This window comes from Bacillus sp. AFS031507, assembly GCF_002584635.1.
Classification (GTDB): domain Bacteria; phylum Bacillota; class Bacilli; order Bacillales; family Cytobacillaceae; genus Neobacillus.
The window spans coordinates 481,478-499,595 of sequence record NZ_NUOW01000013.1 but is presented as its reverse complement, the minus strand read 5'-3'; the positions used below and the strand labels follow the sequence as shown (position 1 = coordinate 499,595).

General features: G+C 41.1%; 21 protein-coding genes. 19 read left to right on the top strand and 2 right to left on the bottom strand.

Annotated features, from left to right (window positions below; genetic code table 11):
- Nucleotides 1-121: 121 nt before the first annotated feature.
- Entirely contained in the window at nucleotides 122-343 is a 222-nt protein-coding gene (locus COE25_RS15060; RefSeq protein ID WP_257208839.1) for a YolD-like family protein, read from the top strand.
- Nucleotides 344-577: 234 nt separating this feature from the next.
- On the opposite strand, the gene COE25_RS15055 is transcribed toward COE25_RS15060, so the two are convergent.
- Nucleotides 578-766 (bottom strand): hypothetical protein, encoded by a 189-nt coding sequence (locus tag COE25_RS15055; protein ID WP_098933167.1) that lies wholly within the window; start codon nucleotides 764-766, stop codon nucleotides 578-580.
- 201 nt (nucleotides 767-967) lie between these two features.
- The gene (locus tag COE25_RS15050) at nucleotides 968-1,171 is read right to left on the bottom strand and encodes a helix-turn-helix domain-containing protein (protein ID WP_180247507.1); all 204 of its coding nucleotides are present in this window, start codon (nucleotides 1,169-1,171) and stop codon (nucleotides 968-970) included.
- 230 nt (nucleotides 1,172-1,401) lie between these two features.
- Here COE25_RS15050 and COE25_RS30770 point away from each other — a divergent pair, with 230 nt between their 5' ends.
- From COE25_RS30770 to kamA, 18 genes are all read left to right on the top strand, one after another.
- The gene (locus COE25_RS30770) at nucleotides 1,402-1,569 is read left to right on the top strand and encodes a hypothetical protein (RefSeq protein WP_180247506.1); all 168 of its coding nucleotides are present in this window, start codon (nucleotides 1,402-1,404) and stop codon (nucleotides 1,567-1,569) included.
- Between the two features lie 84 nt (nucleotides 1,570-1,653).
- Complete coding sequence (locus COE25_RS15040) at nucleotides 1,654-1,929, top strand: hypothetical protein (RefSeq protein ID WP_098933164.1); 276 nt, start codon at nucleotides 1,654-1,656, stop codon at nucleotides 1,927-1,929.
- The gene (locus tag COE25_RS15035) at nucleotides 1,930-2,178 is read left to right on the top strand and encodes a hypothetical protein (protein WP_098933163.1); all 249 of its coding nucleotides are present in this window, start codon (nucleotides 1,930-1,932) and stop codon (nucleotides 2,176-2,178) included.
- Between the two features lie 209 nt (nucleotides 2,179-2,387).
- On the top strand, nucleotides 2,388-3,737 hold the full coding sequence (locus COE25_RS15030; protein WP_098933162.1) for a PASTA domain-containing protein: 1,350 nt from the start codon (nucleotides 2,388-2,390) through the stop codon (nucleotides 3,735-3,737).
- A gap of 102 nt (nucleotides 3,738-3,839) precedes the next feature.
- On the top strand, nucleotides 3,840-4,292 hold the full coding sequence (locus tag COE25_RS15025; protein ID WP_098933161.1) for a hypothetical protein: 453 nt from the start codon (nucleotides 3,840-3,842) through the stop codon (nucleotides 4,290-4,292).
- A 679-nt stretch (nucleotides 4,293-4,971) separates the two neighbouring features.
- Nucleotides 4,972-5,451: a Gp49 family protein gene (locus COE25_RS31575; RefSeq protein ID WP_257208838.1), complete on the top strand. Its 480-nt coding sequence runs from the start codon at nucleotides 4,972-4,974 to the stop codon at nucleotides 5,449-5,451.
- Nucleotides 5,452-5,482: 31 nt separating this feature from the next.
- Nucleotides 5,483-5,644 (top strand): hypothetical protein, encoded by a 162-nt coding sequence (locus COE25_RS30765; RefSeq protein ID WP_179195741.1) that lies wholly within the window; start codon nucleotides 5,483-5,485, stop codon nucleotides 5,642-5,644.
- A 703-nt stretch (nucleotides 5,645-6,347) separates the two neighbouring features.
- Nucleotides 6,348-7,229 carry a pyridoxal 5'-phosphate synthase lyase subunit PdxS gene (gene pdxS / locus COE25_RS15015; RefSeq protein ID WP_088086117.1) on the top strand — a complete coding sequence of 294 codons (882 nt, stop codon included), beginning with the start codon at nucleotides 6,348-6,350 and terminating at the stop codon, nucleotides 7,227-7,229.
- A gap of 215 nt (nucleotides 7,230-7,444) precedes the next feature.
- Nucleotides 7,445-7,774 (top strand): DUF3870 domain-containing protein, encoded by a 330-nt coding sequence (locus COE25_RS15010; RefSeq protein ID WP_088086118.1) that lies wholly within the window; start codon nucleotides 7,445-7,447, stop codon nucleotides 7,772-7,774.
- A gap of 188 nt (nucleotides 7,775-7,962) precedes the next feature.
- Entirely contained in the window at nucleotides 7,963-8,619 is a 657-nt protein-coding gene (locus COE25_RS15005; protein ID WP_088086119.1) for a CoA transferase subunit A, read from the top strand.
- A 1-nt stretch (nucleotide 8,620) separates the two neighbouring features.
- Complete coding sequence (locus tag COE25_RS15000) at nucleotides 8,621-9,283, top strand: 3-oxoacid CoA-transferase subunit B (protein WP_098933160.1); 663 nt, start codon at nucleotides 8,621-8,623, stop codon at nucleotides 9,281-9,283.
- Nucleotides 9,283-10,473 carry a thiolase family protein gene (locus tag COE25_RS14995; RefSeq protein ID WP_098933159.1) on the top strand — a complete coding sequence of 397 codons (1,191 nt, stop codon included), beginning with the start codon at nucleotides 9,283-9,285 and terminating at the stop codon, nucleotides 10,471-10,473. Before COE25_RS15000 ends, COE25_RS14995 begins: the two co-directional genes overlap by 1 nt.
- Complete coding sequence (locus COE25_RS14990) at nucleotides 10,461-11,846, top strand: aminotransferase family protein (RefSeq protein ID WP_098933158.1); 1,386 nt, start codon at nucleotides 10,461-10,463, stop codon at nucleotides 11,844-11,846. Before COE25_RS14995 ends, COE25_RS14990 begins: the two co-directional genes overlap by 13 nt.
- Nucleotides 11,830-13,125, top strand: a complete 1,296-nt coding sequence (locus COE25_RS14985) for an aspartate aminotransferase family protein (RefSeq protein WP_098933157.1) — start codon at nucleotides 11,830-11,832, stop codon at nucleotides 13,123-13,125. Before COE25_RS14990 ends, COE25_RS14985 begins: the two co-directional genes overlap by 17 nt.
- A 42-nt stretch (nucleotides 13,126-13,167) precedes the next feature.
- The gene (locus COE25_RS14980; protein ID WP_098933156.1) at nucleotides 13,168-14,628 is read left to right on the top strand and encodes an aldehyde dehydrogenase family protein; all 1,461 of its coding nucleotides are present in this window, start codon (nucleotides 13,168-13,170) and stop codon (nucleotides 14,626-14,628) included.
- A 21-nt stretch (nucleotides 14,629-14,649) separates the two neighbouring features.
- Nucleotides 14,650-16,170, top strand: coding sequence for a M81 family metallopeptidase (locus COE25_RS14975; RefSeq protein WP_098933155.1), 1,521 nt, complete (start codon nucleotides 14,650-14,652; stop codon nucleotides 16,168-16,170).
- Entirely contained in the window at nucleotides 16,158-16,637 is a 480-nt protein-coding gene (locus COE25_RS14970) for a GNAT family N-acetyltransferase (RefSeq protein ID WP_088086126.1), read from the top strand. Before COE25_RS14975 ends, COE25_RS14970 begins: the two co-directional genes overlap by 13 nt.
- A 70-nt stretch (nucleotides 16,638-16,707) precedes the next feature.
- Entirely contained in the window at nucleotides 16,708-18,117 is a 1,410-nt protein-coding gene (kamA, locus tag COE25_RS14965) for a lysine 2,3-aminomutase (protein ID WP_088086127.1), read from the top strand.
- Nucleotide 18,118: the final 1 nt, after the last annotated feature.

Genomic DNA, 18,118 nt, shown 5'->3' with positions numbered 1-18,118 from the left:
GCCTTACCTATCTGTATAAAGAAGAGCAGTTTTTGACGCCTAACCAGGCGTTTTAGTTTTGTATGATACAGAACGCTTGTTCGTGTATAATAAGGGTGACAAAACGAAGGAGGTGACCGAAATGGCGATACGAGACAGAGGTAAATTAAAATGGCAGCCCGCCTCGTTCATGCCGTTAGCATTCGAGATGCAGCGCGAGATGTTTAAGGATCAGGAGCGTATGCCAAAGCCAATATTAGATGAATACGAAACCCAGGAATTTGACCAGCACATTGCTTACGCAATGGAATATAAATTGGCAGTGAAGCTAACGGTATGGGAGGATGGCTTTAAAAAGAAATAACTGGCCAAATTCATAACATTAATCCGATAACTCATCTGCTCCAGGTCGAGGTGAAGCCAGGTGAATTCGAACCGGTGGCATTTGATTATGTAGTCGGAGTAACGGTATTAGGTTAGTCGGAATTACTATAATGCCAACTGAATGTTTATTTATAGAAGAAACTCTGTTGGGAGCGGAATAATCTTGGGTAATATCCCTAATTCAATGCGGTAAACTAGCGGTCATACCAGTAAGCTAATGGCATGATAAATCTATATCTCTAACCTTTACGTCAGACTCATCAATATATTCTACGACCTTCAGTATTCGCTTGATCGCGTACTCTTTATCGGACAGGTCATCGGCAATCAGCTCTCCAGCTAAATCAAGCAGATTAACTTTAATGCGAGCTATTGTTAGTTTTGCTTCAAGTAAGTCGTTCAAGTAACCGCCTCCTGTGTTTGAGAATATTCAAGTGCCTGGCCCTTCGCTAGTCGATAGGGCCTTTGTTACGTTCACACAAGTCATCTACGCTTAACTCGAGTAAATCAGCTGCTGTGGGTCTAGTATAGTAGGAACACTAAACGTAATTACCATCGGTAATGTACCTAATTACATACAGTAGATTAGCGGTAAAACGGTTATTTATTCATCTTTTATTTTTTCGTAAAAATCGTCGAATTTACAATTTAACATTTCGGCCAACAATAAGCCAGTTTCGGTTGGAATGAATAACTCGAATTTTTCGTATTTCCGTAACTGGCGCGGAGATACCTTTATTTTTTCAGCTATGTAATCTTTTCTTAGTCCGCTCTGTTTAATTAGTGCCTCGATGTTACATTTCCACATTATCATCACCTATAAAAATAATACCGCAAATTGGCAGTAATTCCTCTATGAATGTTTAGGGTTAAAAATTCACCTTAAAAATTCATTTAAACATACCTTATTTATTCATATTTGGGTAATACCATTCATACCATAGAGTAATCAACCGAAAGGAGGAGCGATAGGTGAGCAAAAATAAGGTCATCAAATCGGTATCGTTCAACGTTACCAACGAAGAAGATAGGCGATATTTGGAACGCATCGAGAACGTCAATTTTAGCGGCTATGTCAAGCGGCTGATCGAGAAGGATATGCGGCAGCGGAAGGTCATTAAATCCGAAAGAACAACTGTTCAAGCACCAACTGGTCATACTGCAATCGTAACTAAAGGGACGCCGTTAATATTGAAAACGGAGTAGCCTCTTCTCTCGCGGGCATTTCGTAACAGTGTAACACGGTTGACGTTGTCAATTGTCATGACGATTGGAAAGGGGTTTTGCGTTTTGATAGAAGGGAAGGGGTTAGGTGGAAAGAAAAATCATCGGGTGAACCTGTCGCTAACGAATAAGCAAGCGTACAAGTTGAACCGGCTGGCAACAGCTTGCAACATGAAGCCGACCACACTTGGGGGTCTGTTAATCGAAATAAGCTTGAACAACGCAGAATTAGTGAATAATCTGCAGAAACAGTACTGTACTCAAACCTCATATAGAGTGGTCCTGGTTAATAATGGTGGTGGAGATCTAGTTTACCTATTAAACGGCAGGGAGGATGGTTAGATGAATTGGGTGAGTTTTTTTTCGGGGATTACTACTGTGTTTATAACGTATGCATTATTTAGCCGTGTGTTGGAGGATGAACAAGAAGAAATTCAAGTGGATAAGGAATCAGGGGTAGTGGTAAATGATTTATATGGCCGATATGTCACCCTTTCCTGTCAAACATGCCGGAAATTAAAGAAGCATCGAGAAGTGGAAACTAATCTTTTTCAGTGCACGAAATGTAAGCGACATGTAGATTTACGGTGACGGTAAGTTTATTGGAAATGATATAAGTAATAGTTAGAGTCTATCCAAATGGAAGTTATTATTTGTTACTCCAATGCATCTCGAAAACCAACTACTATGTGGTAATTGAAATTTAGCTTATATATTTATAATAAATGTAAAGAATATAGTTGTTATAAAACCGAGAAACATGTAGTCTCAAAAGTTAAAATTTAGGAGGGCTAAAAGTTATGCAGAAATTCATCCCCTATCGTCCAGGTATGGAACTTGGACGGGGATTCAATACTTTAACTGGTGAGGCAAGGGGCAATGTTGTTACTGGAGATATCAATCCATCCGAAAATCAAGGACAAAAAGTGATATCAACGGCTACTATCGTCAATTCCCAAGAGAAGATGCTGGATACTCTTAATGTATCTATCGAGGCTAGTATGCATTACGGCGCGTTTTCAGGTGAAGCAAGCTTTGGATTTTCCCAGCAATCCACAGTTACATCGCAATCAACATACGTCGTAGCTCAATGCAGAGTAGAAAATCCGTATACTACGTTCGCTGATCCGAAACTAAAAGATGAAGCTGCAAAAATAATGACCAATGATGGGCCAGAAGTCTTTAATAATAGTTATGGGAACAGTTTTATTAGGGGGACATGCACTGGGGGTGAACTTTACGTACTTTTTCAGCTCACCTCTTCGAGTACTGAAGAACAAGAAAAAACAGCGGTATCTCTTCAGATAGCAGTAGAAGGATTGCTTGCTGGGGGCGAACTGAATGCTGCTGTGACTAGTGTTCATGAGTCAATGAAAACACTATCGTCTCAGCAGATAACTTTTTATCAGCGAGCGGGAAGTGGTATAACTGCAGCTCCTGTCACTGACGTGCCAGAGATACTAGACCGTTTGAAGAAATTCCCACAGTTTGTTAAGGAAGCCCCGTATCCTTTCCAAGTTGAAATCGTCGACTATGAAGTTCTTACTCTACCACCTTTCGACAAACTTGCCATTCAGTTAAGGGAAGAAGCTCTGACCGAATGTGCAAAAGTGAAATTGAAATATCAGAGTATCCTTGCAGAACTGGAAGTGGTAGGACAAAATAAACAGTTGTTTGAAGATACTTGTAAAAAAACTACACAATTAACAGGTACAGTTGAAAATTACAAATTTAATGATGCAGATCTCATTAATGCCAATGCCCAGTACACGAACGCTCTGAATTACCTTAACCGACATGCTCACAAGATCATGAATAAAGAGATTGAACCTGATCTTTTCGTGCTTAGTAATTATGATAAAAACCTGTCTGAAGAACTCCTTTCATTTGTTTTCATAAAGAAGGCACCTAAAGAAGAACGGGTACAAGTGCCTAATGTTATGAATCTCAATAAGAAAACAGCGGAGGAAGTCCTTAAAGCACAGGGGCTAAATCCGATATTAAGACCTTTCTTTACAAAGGATCAGCCGTTTGATGTCATTAAAAATCAGGTTCCTAGTGCCGGTGAAGAGGTTCCGAAAGGAACTTCTGTCGTAATCGATTACTCATCTATTTTACTAATAATAAAAAAGATAGAACCTATTCATTAGAAAGACGAAGAAACTGATTGATACATCGGAATAAACCTCGGTCGTACCTAGATAAATTAATAATAGACAACATTTTTATGTATTTTAAGGAGGTAATCTATCTTGTCAGGTGGAAGTGGGATTTTAATGGCGATTGATGCTGCGAGTGGGAGTATGGATGCAATAGATAAATTTAAGAAGATTTTTAACGATATAGACGCAGCACGTTCAGTAATTCTTGAAATCGACAACCATACGGATCAAACACTAATTAAACTTGCAGAACATCACTTTGATGGAGGTTGGTCAGTTACTCCACAGGGAGAAATCCCCCCGAACTATGCATTAATTTTTGGTTCAAAAGATAAAGATTTCATGACCGGAACAGAAGGCAGTATTACGTATGCAGCAGAGGGAATTGAGTTTGAAGTATATTGGAACAATCCATTTATTGGAGATAACGAATGTAAGATAAATTTAAATGGTCCTAATGCCGACCAATATCGGGTAAACAAAGAATGTGGCATTGGGGACACCGATGCACACATGCGCTTTGAATTATTCACTAATCCTTAAGTTCGTTGATTAACTAACCAAGTCTAGTTTGTCCAAGCTGTCGGCTTTTCTCGACAGCTTTTTTTATCTTCAGAATTGTCTACTAAATTACCGGGTTATATCTGCACTCAAAAAAAGCAATTTTTTCTGGTACCATTATTTTCTTTAATGAAAATTTGTTCTATTATATTCCTTCATGATTTTTGACCGCTTTTTGACCACGAAACATGTAGAATGATTTATAATATAAATTAAAGAGCGTAAGAAATACGCTCTTTCAATGGTAGTTTGTCCGCAAGTTTGTCCGCAAAAATTTTTAAAAGTATTGAAAAAGATTTTATTATTAACCCTTTAGAACCACATTTTCGCTCACTTTTAACTTCCTATTTTAGTTTATTTAAACAGTTGTTAAATGGGCGGCATGATGTAAACCTACTATTGATTTATGACCGCCTTTTGACCGCGAAACATGTAGAATGATGTATATTCCTATTTTCAATTCACCTAAAAGAGCTTTAGATATGATTGTATTTGAAAAAGAGCGATGATTCCTAGTTAGTGTCAGGCCTTCTTGCGATGTGGCCTGGCTTTTTTCGTATGAACGGTTGTAATTTTTTCTCAAGTTTCACAGCTTTTCTACATGCTGAATAGACTAGGTTAATGGAAGCTTATTTAAAAAGGCATGGTGGAGGGAAAGAGCTTGAAGATATACCAAGTGAAAGGGTCGCCAGATAGTGTAATGGAATTGTTGGAAATCACAGAGAATGGGAAAGTGAAGGTTAGGGATATCAACAATGATGAGGTCATTGAAACAACAATGCGAGCCTTTGAAATGGCATTTGAACCATCATCCGATTATTCCTCTATTGAGAAACAACAAGCAAAGGCACTAATGATAAATCATAGTGTACCAGCGGATATCAATGAAATGATCGAAAAATCTCAGGTTAAAGTTGTTAAGGCTTTTGGAAGATGCACTATGGTTGCGGTCCAGCTGCCCAATGGGTTTATCATCACCGAATCGATAACCAGTGTAGATGAGGCATCCTATAACAAAGAAACAAACACCCAGATTTGTTTGGAACGGATTAAACATAAAATTAGTGAGCTTGAAGCTTACAAAACTCAAAGTGTAGCGATACAGTCAAGAAATAGGAATCAGGGAAAACAAAATTGCTGAGCTGAAAAAGGAAAATAAGAAATTTCTAAAGTTGTCAGCGAATGAAGTAATAGAAAAAGTTGATTATGATGAAGCGGTTAATGAAAATAGAAATGTAATAAAAAAGCTACAATCAGAAATTCTTGAAAAGAAGGATATGTTAAAACGATACACAAAAAGTACAGAGATGGTTGAAAAGTCCAAAATGAACTAAAGAAGCTTATAAATATAAATGATATAACCCCGGAGTTACTTCATAAGCTTATTCATAAAATTGAGCTGAAGGAAAACAAGCATCTTATTATGCACTACGGTTTTTCTAACCCTTTTCTGGTCAATGGAAGTAGTGACCAGCTTACGACACAAGTGTATGTAGAAACAATGGTGGCAAGTTGGTGGCAAACTCCAACATTCTGCCACCAACTCCACCTTATTAAACCATTTATGGATGAAATAATATCCTTTTAAATCAACGTTTTCATAACTAAACTGTTATAATCAGATTCACTTTACTTCCTTGACAGGGAAGGGGTCGTGGGTTCGAATCCCTCACAGGTCATCAACTAAAATCCTAACATCTTTATGATGTTAGGATTTTTTTTATATCTTTTAGTTTCTTATTTTAAGTTAAAATTTATTTCAAATCGCTCCGTTTGGTCCTTTAATGGAACTAGAGCCTCTCCATTTTTTCTAATAAATGTGTCCACCGTACCTCAAATATTCATTTTGCAGTTTAAGTGCAAAAAAACAAGAAAAGTGCCAATAAATTTTGCATATCCTTTCCACAAATAGTGAACAAATAGGAGTTTTTAATATTGGCACGGTAATTGCAAGTTTATAAGTGAAAATTAAATCTTGGATAAATATGTATTGGTATCCATTTTTTGATGTCCATAATCATCTAAGGGGGCTTAACAATGAAAACAGGTACGGATCGTGTAAAAAGAGGCATGGCTGAAATGCAAAAGGGCGGCGTCATTATGGACGTTGTGAATGCTGAGCAAGCAAAAATAGCAGAGGAAGCAGGAGCGGTAGCTGTAATGGCATTGGAGCGCGTTCCTTCTGATATTCGTGCAAGTGGCGGAGTAGCAAGAATGGCAGATCCACGAATTACTGAAGAAGTTATGAATGCGGTTTCCATTCCAGTTATGGCAAAAGCACGTATCGGACACATCGTAGAAGCCCGAATTCTTGAATCATTGGGCGTTGATTATATTGATGAGAGTGAAGTTTTAACACCTGCAGATGAAGAATACCATTTAAATAAAAATGATTATACAGTTCCATTTGTATGTGGTTGCCGTGATCTTGGCGAAGCAGCACGCCGTATAGGTGAAGGTGCATCTATGCTGCGTACAAAAGGAGAGCCGGGAACTGGTAATATCGTAGAAGCTGTTCGTCATATCCGTAAGGTAAATGCACAAGTACGTAAAGTCGCTACAATGAGTGAAGATGAATTGATGACAGAGGCTAAGCTACTTGGAGCTCCCTATGAACTTCTTCTAGAGATTAAGCGTCATGGACGACTGCCTGTAGTAAACTTTGCAGCTGGTGGAGTAGCAACGCCTGCTGATGCTGCACTTATGATGCAATTAGGTGCTGATGGAGTATTTGTTGGTTCTGGAATCTTCAAATCTGATAACCCAGCAAAATTCGCTAGAGCTATCGTGGAAGCAACAACCCACTATAAGGACTATAAACTAATTGCAGAGATTTCAAAAAATCTTGGAATTGCAATGAAAGGTATTGAGATTTCAACTCTGTCTCCTGAAGCGCGAATGCAGGAACGTGGTTGGTAAAAATTTAAAATCTTTCTAGAAGGATTTTAACATACAGGGGAGAATAATCTATTTATTGTGTATAGGTCTAAAAAATAGTCGTAAGCTCTTTCTTATTGGTGAAAGCGCTTTAACATTTTTGAAAATTTAAAATATTCACATTGACATTGTTTATTCTGACCCGTATACTCGTGTTAGAAACATGTTCAGTGGATTTTTGAAAGGTGGATTATAGCATGCAAACACTGGAAACGGTGATTGTTACAGGATATGCAAAAGCTCCACAGGGAACTTCCATGTATGAAATATATAAGCATGCGGGAATTGTTCTCGAAGTGAATCTGAAAGATCATAAGATTATCGGAGCTGAATTCACATTCGTAACTGAACTAACTAAAAATTATTTTCAAAAACTGCTGATAGGCTACTGTCTTGAAGACGGTGTCGAGCAGTTGATTAAACGAATTCAAAGTTTTTATTTTGCTCCATCCCAGCAAGCGATCATTGTGGCTCTACAAGCTGCAGTTCAACGTTACTGGGATAATGTGAAGCAAATGAATACATAACGTTTGGTTATAATAAAGTGGGAAGATGACCTCTTCCCATGGTCTTATTAAAACCGGGCAAACATGAACTCTTTGTAAGGAATGTTCGTTGGAACGACATTCTTTATAGAGATTTATGTTTTGCTCGGTTTTTTATTTTACCGAACTGTTAACACCCACAAAAGTCGATGGAGAGGAAGGGAAAAAAGATGAGCAAGCTGATTACATGCGAAGAAGCTGTAAAAAAGGTTAAAAGCGGCTCACGAATTATGGTAGGGGGATTTGGACTTGTAGGAAGTCCGCTTAGTTTAATAGCCGCTTTGGCTCAATCGAAAGTGAAAGACTTAGAGATTATTAGTAATAACCTTGGTGAACCAGGCAGAGGTCTTGGAGTTTTAGTACGGCAAAAGCAAGTGAAAAAAGCGATAGGTTCGTATTTTACATCCAACCCGGAAGTGGTTAAGTCTTATCAGGATAAGGAAATGGAAGTGGAGCTGCTACCGCAAGGAACGATGTCTGAAGCCATTCGAGCGGGTGGTGCGGGACTAGGAGGGTTTTATACACCGGTCAGCGTAGGAACAAAAATCGCCGAAAACAAAGAAGAGCGTACTCTTAACGGTAAAAAATATGTGTTCCAAGAGCCTCTTAAAGCCAATTTTGCTTTAATTAAAGCGAAAAAAGCGGATCAATTAGGAAATCTCATATACAACAAATCGGCAAGAAACTTCAACCCGATGATGGCAACAGCTGCGGATGTGGTTATTGCAGAGGTGGACGAGATTGTGGAGGTAGGCCAAATTTCTCCTGAAGAAATTGTGACCCCTCATTTATACGTTGATTTTATCGTTGTGAAGGGAGGTAACTAGCTTGAACGTGAAACAATACATTGCTGCAAGAGCGGCGAAGGAATTAAAGCATGGCGATATCGTCAATTTGGGCATAGGGATTCCAACGCTGGTTGCTGATTACATTCCATCAGATGTTAAAGTTTTTTTACACTCGGAAAACGGCATCCTTGGAGTAGGTCCTACCCCTGATCCAGAGCATATTGACCAAAATCTTGTCAATGCAGGGAAACTTCCTGTCACAGTATTGGAAGGGTCATCCTATTTTGATAGCGCTTCCTCTTTTGCGATGATTCGCGGAGGACATGTAAGCGTTTCGATTCTTGGTGTGCTGCAAATCGATGCAATTGGGCGGATTGCCAACTGGGCCGTACCAGGAAAAAGTGTTCTTGGTGTAGGCGGGGCGATGGATTTATTGGAGGGCTCCAAAAAGGTAATCGTAACAACGTTGCATACGTCTAACCAGGGAGATTCAAAAATCGTCAAGGAATTAACCTATCCGATCACATCGGAACGAATAGTGGATTTAATTATTACCGATTTGGCGGTGTTCGCTGTAAAGGAAGATGGACTTCATCTTATTGAGCTGTCCCCTGGAATTTCCCTTGAGGAAGTTCAACAGAAAACGGATGCACCCTTCCATATTGCTGAATCTTTCAATATAGGCAAAGAGGTGACTGTGTAGTGGTTGTAATCGTAAATGCATTTCGGACTGCTATCGGAAGCATCGGTGGATCACTGGCGGATACGCGCCCGGAAGAGCTCGTATCTCTCATCATGAAAAATAATCTTTCGTCTTCTGGTTATAGTGCCAATATTGTCGATGAAGTCATCGTCGGCCAAACAAAGCAGAGTGCGCATGCTCCGAATATTGCAAGAGTTGCCGCATTACAGGCCCATTTTCCAGAATCGATTCCTGCTTATACTGTTCATCGTCAGTGTGGTTCGGGTATGCAGGCCGTCATTAACGGAGCGATGTCCATTTTGACAGGTCAGGCGGACGTCGTTTTAGCAGGAGGTGTCGAAAGCATGTCACAAGCGCCTCATTATACGGTTGGCACTCGATTCGGCCTTAAGATGGGAGATCTGACGCTGTATGATTCAAATACGGAGAGTCAGCCAAAATCGCAGCCGGAGGAGATATATGGTCGTTTCACGATGGGGCAAACAGCTGAGTGGCTAGCTGAAAAATATAACATTAGCCGCCGTGAACAAGACGAATTTGCCTTCACGAGTCAGCAGAAAGCGAAACGTGCAATTGAAATGGGCCATTTTGAAGAAGAAATCATTCCTGTTCCGGTAAAGGAAGGAAAAAAGGGGATCAGACACTTTGCGATAGATGAGTACCCAAGATTGACGGACATTGAAAAGTTAGGAACACTAAGTTCTATGTTTCAAAACGATGGTACGGTAACTGCCGGAAACTCTTCCGGAAGAAATGATGGAGCCTCGATGCTGCTGTTGATGTCGGAAGAAAAAGCGAAACAACTTGGAGTGGTGCCGATGGCAACGATTCGTTCCTTTGCTGCAGCGGGTGTATCACCAAAAGAAATGGGAATCGGTCCGGTTCCTGCTTCCCAAATTGCATTGAAAAAAGCGGGTCTTCGTTTAGAAGATATCGATTTGATTGAATTAAATGAAGCATTCGCCGCTCAAAGTCTTGCTTGTTTAAAAGAATGGGGCATAAAAGGAGACAATGTGAATGTAAACGGAGGGGCGATTGCCTTAGGTCATCCACTTGGGTGCTCCGGTGCAAGAATCATCACTACATTATGTCATGAGCTTGAAAAACAAAAGCGGCAATTTGGCCTTGCGACGATTTGTGTCGCGGGGGGATTAGGAATGGCAATGGTGGTGGAAAGATGGATGGAATAAAAAAAGACTACGTGTTTCATCGTGATCTAAAAAAGGAGTACCCGATTATTACCCACGGTGCAGGGGTCTATCTCATAGATGAGAATGGGAAAAAATATTTGGATGCTTGCTCGGGAGCAGTTGCAGCCAACTTGGGCCATGGGATTAGTTCTATAGGAGAGGCCATGGCAGAACAGGCAAAAAAAGCAGCTTTCGTCCATACAATGCGCTTCGAGACGAAAGCGTTGCATGAACTGGCTGAAACAATCGGAAAAATGGCCCCCGACCATTTAAATAAAGTGTATTTTACAACCGGAGGCTCAGAAGCAAATGAAAGTGCTTTGAAGCTTGCGAGGCAATATCATAGGGACGCCGGCAGATCCCAAAAACACATGGTGATCGGGCGATGGCAATCGTATCACGGTAACACCATCGGTTCTTTATCAGCAGGAGGAGACGTTAAAAGAAGGCATGCATACACTCCTAATCTTTTAAACTATGCCCATGTCTATTCTCCTTACTGCCACCGATGTCCATACGATCGTCAAAAAGATGATTGTCTCTCTAAACAAAACTGGACGTGCGTTACGGATATTGAAAGAACCATTTTAGAGCTTGGTCCTGAGAACGTGTCGGCATTTATCGCTGAACCCATTGTCGGAAGCCAGCAAGGAGCTGTTCCACCGCCGCCAGGGTATTTTAAGAGAGTTCGAGAGCTTTGTGACCGTTACGAAATTGTCTTAATTATCGATGAAGTGATGACTGGATTCGGCCGTACTGGTACCAACTTTGCGACAGAACAGATTGGAATCGAACCTGATATCATCACGTTTGGAAAAGGGGTTTCGGCAGGATATGCTCCGCTGGCCGGAATGATTGTTCATGAACGATTGATAGATGGGCTCATTCAAAACAGTGACGGGAAATTTATTCACGGCTATACCTATAGCGGGCATCCTGTGGCAGTGGCAGCGGGCATTGCTGCCCTGGATGTATATGAGCGTGACAAGGTGCTGGAAAACGTGAAAGAGCAGAGTTCTTACCTTTTCGATAGGCTTTTGGAACTTAAGCATAAACATATCTGTATATCCGATGTCCGGGGCAGAGGGCTTTTAATCGGTATGGAGCTTGTGAAGGATCGTGAGCAGGATTTATTGTTCGATCCATCTGAAAAAGCTGCTGAAAGATTGAATGGAATTGCGATGGAACTCGGTGCGGTTTTTTATCCCGGTTCCGGTTCAATTGACGGCACAATGGGGGAGCACTTTATCATCAGTCCACCTTTAAATGTCACGAAAATAGAAATTGATGAAATTGTGAGAATACTAGATGAATCATTATCGATATTCGAGGGCCAATTTAGAAAGGATGAGGCATATGAAATTGCAAAGTAAAACAAACGAAATTCAAGAAAAAGCACGAAAGCATTTATCACCGGTTATGACGAGGGTAACGGAGCTTGTCATTGAAAAAGCGCATGGCGCAAAGTTTTGGACGACAGACGGAAAGGAATATATTGATTTTGTTTCAGGAGTGGCCGTCAATGCAGTTGGGCATACGAACGATAAAATGGTTGATGCCATTAAAAAGCAAGCTGAAAATTTGATTCATCTTGGATTGAACTATGGTTATTATGAAACGGCTGCGAATTTGGCGGAAAAGCTTGCTCAAATCACACCAGGAAATCTAGACACTGTCTTTTTCTCCAATTCGGGAGCTGAAGCCATTGACGGTGCGCTTAAACTAGCAAAGGCGGCCACAGGCAGACCCGCCATCATTGCTTTTGAAGGATCGTTTCATGGCCGTACATTAGGAGCAACAGCCATAACAGCATCAAGCTCTAAATACCGCCGTTATTATGAACCGATTTTAGGTGAGGTGTATCACGTTCCATATCCGTATCCCAGCCAGCTGAAAAACATTAAAGAAGAAGAAGCTGAAGAGTATTGCTTGAATCAGCTTCAAAAATTGTTCGATCTACGCGTGGATCCTTCACGTGTAGCGGCTATCATCATTGAACCGGTAATGGGTGAAGGTGGCTATTATCCAGCACCGCCAAGCTTTTTGCAGGAGTTAAGAAAGATTACAGAGGAACACGGCATTTTGCTTATCTTTGACGAAGTACAAACAGGATTTGGCCGTACAGGCAAAATGTTCGCGGCAGAGCATGCGAATGTGACTCCTGATATTTTAGTACTGGCAAAAGCCCTTTCCGGCGGAATGCCTCTTGGTGCCATTGTAGCAAGTCGTGAGCTTCATGAAAAATGGCCGACGGCAGGTCATGGTTCGACATTTGGAGGAAATCCAGTTTCTTGTGCTGCAGCATTGGCAAACATTGAGGTCATTGAGGAAGAGAAGTTAGTAGAACGCAGTGCTAAACTCGGTGCCAAGATTGTCGGTCGACTTCATAACTCGGTAGGACGTTTACCGGGCATTGTTGAAGTCCGAGGAGTCGGCATGATGATTGGTATCGAATTCGATTCTGAGTCTGCTGCTTTCTTTGTACCGAAAATTAAATCGAAAGCACTGGAAAATGGATTGCTCATTATGAACTGCGGTGTAAGCGGGCAAACGATCCGATTAATGCTTCCTCTTAATATTCAAGAAGATGTGCTAGATATAGGATTAACGATTTTAGAAGATGTGATAACAGAAATTATATCCGGAAACTAATTTTCGATTCCTCGGAATACCACGAAAAAGGAGGTCAAGTTTATGTCTAGTCAAATCAAAACAGATATTCTTCAGGGAGATCTTTATATAAATGGAAAATGGGTAAGTGCCCCCGATCAGTCCTACTTTGAAAGCTTAAATCCGGCAACGGGGGAACTTGTCGGCGTATGTGCGGCCGCCACAACAGAGCAAGTGGATGAGGCTGTTGCAAAAGCGAATGAAGCGTATTCACAATGGAAGAACACTCCCATTCCAGAACGAGCGGCTTATTTAACGAAAGCAGCCCAATTGTTTGAAATACGAAAAGAGGAACTTGCTAGCGTTATGACAATGGAGATGGGAAAAGTGCTGCCAGAGTCTTTAGGCGAAGTCGGAGTGGTCATCGCGACTGCTCAATATATGGCAGGCGAGGGACGACGCCTCTTTGGAGAAACGGTCCCTGCGGGCTTCCCAGACCGGAACGTAAGAATGGTTCGTGAACCTCTTGGAGTTGCGGCGTGCATTACCCCATGGAACTTCCCAGTTGCGCTTGCTTCCTACAAAATCTTTTCAGCTCTGATTGCTGGTAATACCGTCGTATGGAAGCCTGCTTCAGAGGTTGCGCTATCGGCAAAGATATTTGTGGAAGTGTTAGATGAAGCCGGATTTCCAGCAGGGGTTGTGAACTTAATTACCGGTTCAGGAAGAACAGTCGGACAAACACTCGCAGAGCATACGGATGTTAAAGTCATTTCGTTTACGGGCTCAACAGAGGTCGGACAAAAGCTGGCTGAAATGAGCAGTAAAACATTAAAACGTATTTCATTGGAATTGGGTGGGAAAAATGCAGTGATCGTCCTGAAGGATGCGGACTTGGACAAGGCGGCAGACGGAATCGTAAAATCAGCGTTTACAACAACTGGTCAGCGCTGTACAGCGGCAAGCCGAGTAATCGTCGAGCATCCAGTAAAGGAACTGCTCGTACAAAAAGTAGTCGAAATAACAAAATCTATGAAAATAGGAAATGGACTTGAAGAAGGGAAACAAGTGGGACCTCTCGTAAATGAAGACCAGCTTCATATAGTCGAAAAATATGTAAAAACAGCGATTGAAGAAGGTGGGAAAATTGTGTCAGGTGGGCAGCGTGTCAAAGAATTGGGCGGCTATTATTATGAGCCGACAATCATTGAGAATGTGAAACCAAATGATACCATTGCACAGGAAGAAATATTTGGTCCCGTTCTTGCCATCATTGAAGTAGATTCATATGAGGAGGCCATGGAGATAAATAACGGGACAATTTATGGGCTATCAACTTCTATTTATACAGAGAGCCTTCATTATGCGAACCGTGCTGCAAAGGAAGCAGTAAGCGGACTTGTCTATATTAATAACGGAACATCCAATGCCGAAATGGGAGTGGCGTTTGGAGGCATGAAAATGTCCGGAAATGGGCACCGTGAAGTTTCCCATCATGCATTCGATGTCATGACAGAGTGGAAGTCGATTTATACGAACTATTAAATGAACGGGATGGGGGAGAACATGAGAAAACATCGTATCGGTATTGCATTCTTTTACCATGAATCCCACAGTTTCAGCCCGATGAAAACTGAAATCGAACAGTTTCGAAATGAAGGATACTTTATCGGCGATGAAATTTATGATGCCTATATTGGTACGAAAACGGAAGTGGGCGGGTTTTTAGATATATTGAAACAGGAAGAGGATGTAGAAATCGTGCCGCTGCTTTGTGCGGCGGCGGTCCCATCGGGCGTAGTATCAACAGAAGCGTATTCAATCATCGAAGAGCAAATGCTCCAGTCAATCCGGGAGGCTGGAAGGCTGGACGGATTATTGCTTGCACTGCATGGAGCGATGGTCGTGGAGCACCTCCTTGATCCGGAAGAGCATTTACTGGGAAAAATTCGCGGGCTTATCGGATTGAATGTTCCAATCGCGACGACGCTGGACATGCACGCCAATTTAAGCGAAAAAATGATTGATTACACACCGCTTCATTTTGGATTTAAAACATATCCGCATATTGATATGTACGAACAAGGCATTCATGGGGCAATCGCTTTGATAAAACAATTAAAGGAAAGTGTGACTTACTACGCTTCTTTTGAAAAATTGCCGATGATGCCTCCCTCTATCAATATGAGAACTGCAGAAGGGCCGATGCACAAAATGATAGAGTGGGCGAAACAAGCCGAAGAGGAAGAAGGCATTTATAATGTGTCTGTATTTGGTGGCTTTCCTTACTCGGATATTCCCATGGTCGGTGCAAGTGTACTTGTTGTTTCGCTCGATCCACAAAAAGGAAAAGAGACTGCCCAAAAGATAGCTTCCTTGTTCTGGAGTGTAAGAGAAGAATTTATCATGGATTTGCCCAGTGTGAAAGAAGGGCTCGATTTGGCGATGTCGATTGAAGATGACAAGCCGGTAGTACTGGCGGACATCTCGGATAATCCTCTAAGCTGCGGGAGCGGGGATACAACAGAGCTGCTTCGGGAGATGGTGAAGATGAACATTCCTAACACGCTGTTTGGAGGACTCTACGATCCAGAATCTATTGAGGCTTGCCGCAAGAAGGGAGCCGGAAATAAGGTATTGTTGTCTCTTGGAGGGAAAGTATCGCCTGAATTTGGGGAGCCCGTACAGGTCGAAGCAACGGTAGTGGCCTTATCAGACGGTGTATTTCACAATTCTGGGCCGTTCAATCAGCATTTAAAAGTCGATTTAAAAGGGGCGGCTCACATTCGCGTTGGAGAGATGGATATCCTCCTCATTGGAAGGCCGATGTCAGCGAATGATCCGGAAATGTTTCGTCATATTGGTCTTGAGCCGCAGGCAAAGAGAATTCTTGGGTTAAAGGCTAAAAATCATTTTCGGGCAGCGTTTGAGCCGATTGTTGGCCGTATCATTTATGTGGATGCACCTGGTGTTGCATCCAACCGTTTAACAACTTTTAAGTATCGTCACATACCAAAGCCAATTTGGCCGCTGAATGATATCCAATATGAAGTAGAAGTGAGGGGGACAGAAAAATGGAAACATTGAACAAAACCTATTATGTCGAAGTACCAGCTTCATTGAATCCAGAACAGCTAAAAATGATGATGGAGCTTGAGGAAGATGCGTTTCCGGGATTAGGAGCAGTAGATGAACAAGCCCTTGTCCCGCTTACACGCTACGGGAAACTGATCCAATACCGGCAGCAAAATGATCCAAGGCCGATTGCGATTTGCGAAGTGATGAGAGCTTACAATGATATTCATAAAGCCTATATTTTTGGGTTTTATGTCCGCTCCGACCAGCAAGGGAAAGGAATCGGGAAATTATTTTTACAGGAAATTTATCCGATTCTAAAACAAGATGGTTTTCGTAAGGTTTGTTTAACGGTCAGTACTAAAAACAAGGCAGCCGTCAAGTTATATGAAAAATTAGGGTTTGTCATAAAAGAGACGAGATTCGATGAATTTGGTGAAGGGGAAAATCGCTATTATATGGAATACCTCATTTCTTAATATAGTAATGAGAGGAAAATTCATCAAAAATGGTCAATAAAATATAGGCTAATTTTAGGAGGAGTTTATGATGAGGAACAATTTATTCAAACCGAAAAGACATTGGAAAGAAATCGAGCTTTGGAAGGATGTAACGGATGAGCAATGGAATGATTGGGTTTGGCAATTGACGAATACTATCAAAAATTTAGAAGACTTAAAGAAAGTAGTTAACTTAACACCAGAGGAAGAAGAAGGGGTTTTAATCTCAACAAAAACAATCCCATTAAACATCACGCCATATTATGCATCGCTTATGGATCCTGATGATTCAAGATGTCCGGTTCGAATGCAGTCTGTTCCGATTTCTGCGGAATTGCATAAAACAAGATATGATTTAGAAGATCCCCTTCACGAAGATGAAGATTCACCAGTACCTGGGTTAACACATCGTTATCCGGATCGCGTGTTGTTCCTAGTCACAAACCAATGCTCCATGTACTGCCGTTACTGCACAAGAAGACGCTTCTCCGGACAAATCGGAATGGGCGTACCAAAGAAACAGTTAGACACAGCGATTAATTATATCGCATCTAACCCACAAATTCGAGATGTGTTAATTTCCGGAGGAGACGGGCTCCTTATTAATGACAATATTTTAGAATATATTTTAAAGAATTTGCGTGAGATTCCGCATGTAGAAATTATTCGTATCGGTACAAGAGCACCTGTCGTGTTCCCACAGCGAATTACAGAAAATCTTTGCAATATCTTGAAAAAGTATCATCCAGTTTGGTTGAATACACATTTCAATACATCTATTGAAATTACTGAAGAATCGAAGCGTGCATGTGAAATGCTTGCAAATGTTGGTGTACCTGTTGGTAACCAAGCGGTTATTTTAGCAGGCATTAACGACAGTGTGCCGATCATGAAACAGCTTATGCATGACCTTGTTAAAATTCGCGTTCGTCCATATTATATTTACCAATGTGATTTATCAGAAGGGATTGGCCATTTCCGTGCACCAATCAGCAAAGGATTGGAAATTATGGAGGGACTTCGCGGCCATACATCGGGTTATGCCGTTCCGACATTTATTGTTGATGCCCCGGGTGGAGGCGGTAAAATTCCATTGCAGCCGAACTATATCATTTCTCAAAGTTCTAATAAAGTCGTACTACGTAACTTTGAAGGTGTCATTACATCTTATCCAGAACCAACAAATTATCAGTCAGGCAGTGCAGAGGATTACTACAAAAAGGTTTATCCTGAAGTGTTTGAAAAATTTGAAAGTAATGGTGTTCTATCCATTATTGATGATACGAAATTTAACCTTACACCAGAAGGATTAAAACGGTTAGATCGCCGCAAAACGTATAAGGAAAATACTGAGCATAGTTCATTAAAAGATAAACGTGATAAACGTGACGAGTTAAAAGAGAAAAAATTCCAATCACAAATGAAGAAATATGAAACAGTAGGAGCAAAGGAGGAATAAT

Coding starts and splice junctions, on each gene's coding strand:
- COE25_RS15060 (WP_257208839.1), top strand. CDS start 122: ATGGCGATACGAGACAGAGGTAAATTAAAATGGCAGCCCGCCTCGTTC.
- COE25_RS15050 (WP_180247507.1), bottom strand. CDS start 1,171: ATGTGGAAATGTAACATCGAGGCACTAATTAAACAGAGCGGACTAAGA.
- COE25_RS15035 (WP_098933163.1), top strand. CDS start 1,930: ATGAATTGGGTGAGTTTTTTTTCGGGGATTACTACTGTGTTTATAACG.
- COE25_RS15030 (WP_098933162.1), top strand. CDS start 2,388: ATGCAGAAATTCATCCCCTATCGTCCAGGTATGGAACTTGGACGGGGA.
- pdxS (WP_088086117.1), top strand. CDS start 6,348: ATGAAAACAGGTACGGATCGTGTAAAAAGAGGCATGGCTGAAATGCAA.
- COE25_RS15010 (WP_088086118.1), top strand. CDS start 7,445: ATGCAAACACTGGAAACGGTGATTGTTACAGGATATGCAAAAGCTCCA.
- COE25_RS15005 (WP_088086119.1), top strand. CDS start 7,963: ATGAGCAAGCTGATTACATGCGAAGAAGCTGTAAAAAAGGTTAAAAGC.
- COE25_RS14990 (WP_098933158.1), top strand. CDS start 10,461: ATGGATGGAATAAAAAAAGACTACGTGTTTCATCGTGATCTAAAAAAG.
- COE25_RS14985 (WP_098933157.1), top strand. CDS start 11,830: ATGAAATTGCAAAGTAAAACAAACGAAATTCAAGAAAAAGCACGAAAG.
- COE25_RS14980 (WP_098933156.1), top strand. CDS start 13,168: ATGTCTAGTCAAATCAAAACAGATATTCTTCAGGGAGATCTTTATATA.
- COE25_RS14975 (WP_098933155.1), top strand. CDS start 14,650: ATGAGAAAACATCGTATCGGTATTGCATTCTTTTACCATGAATCCCAC.
- COE25_RS14970 (WP_088086126.1), top strand. CDS start 16,158: ATGGAAACATTGAACAAAACCTATTATGTCGAAGTACCAGCTTCATTG.
- kamA (WP_088086127.1), top strand. CDS start 16,708: ATGAGGAACAATTTATTCAAACCGAAAAGACATTGGAAAGAAATCGAG.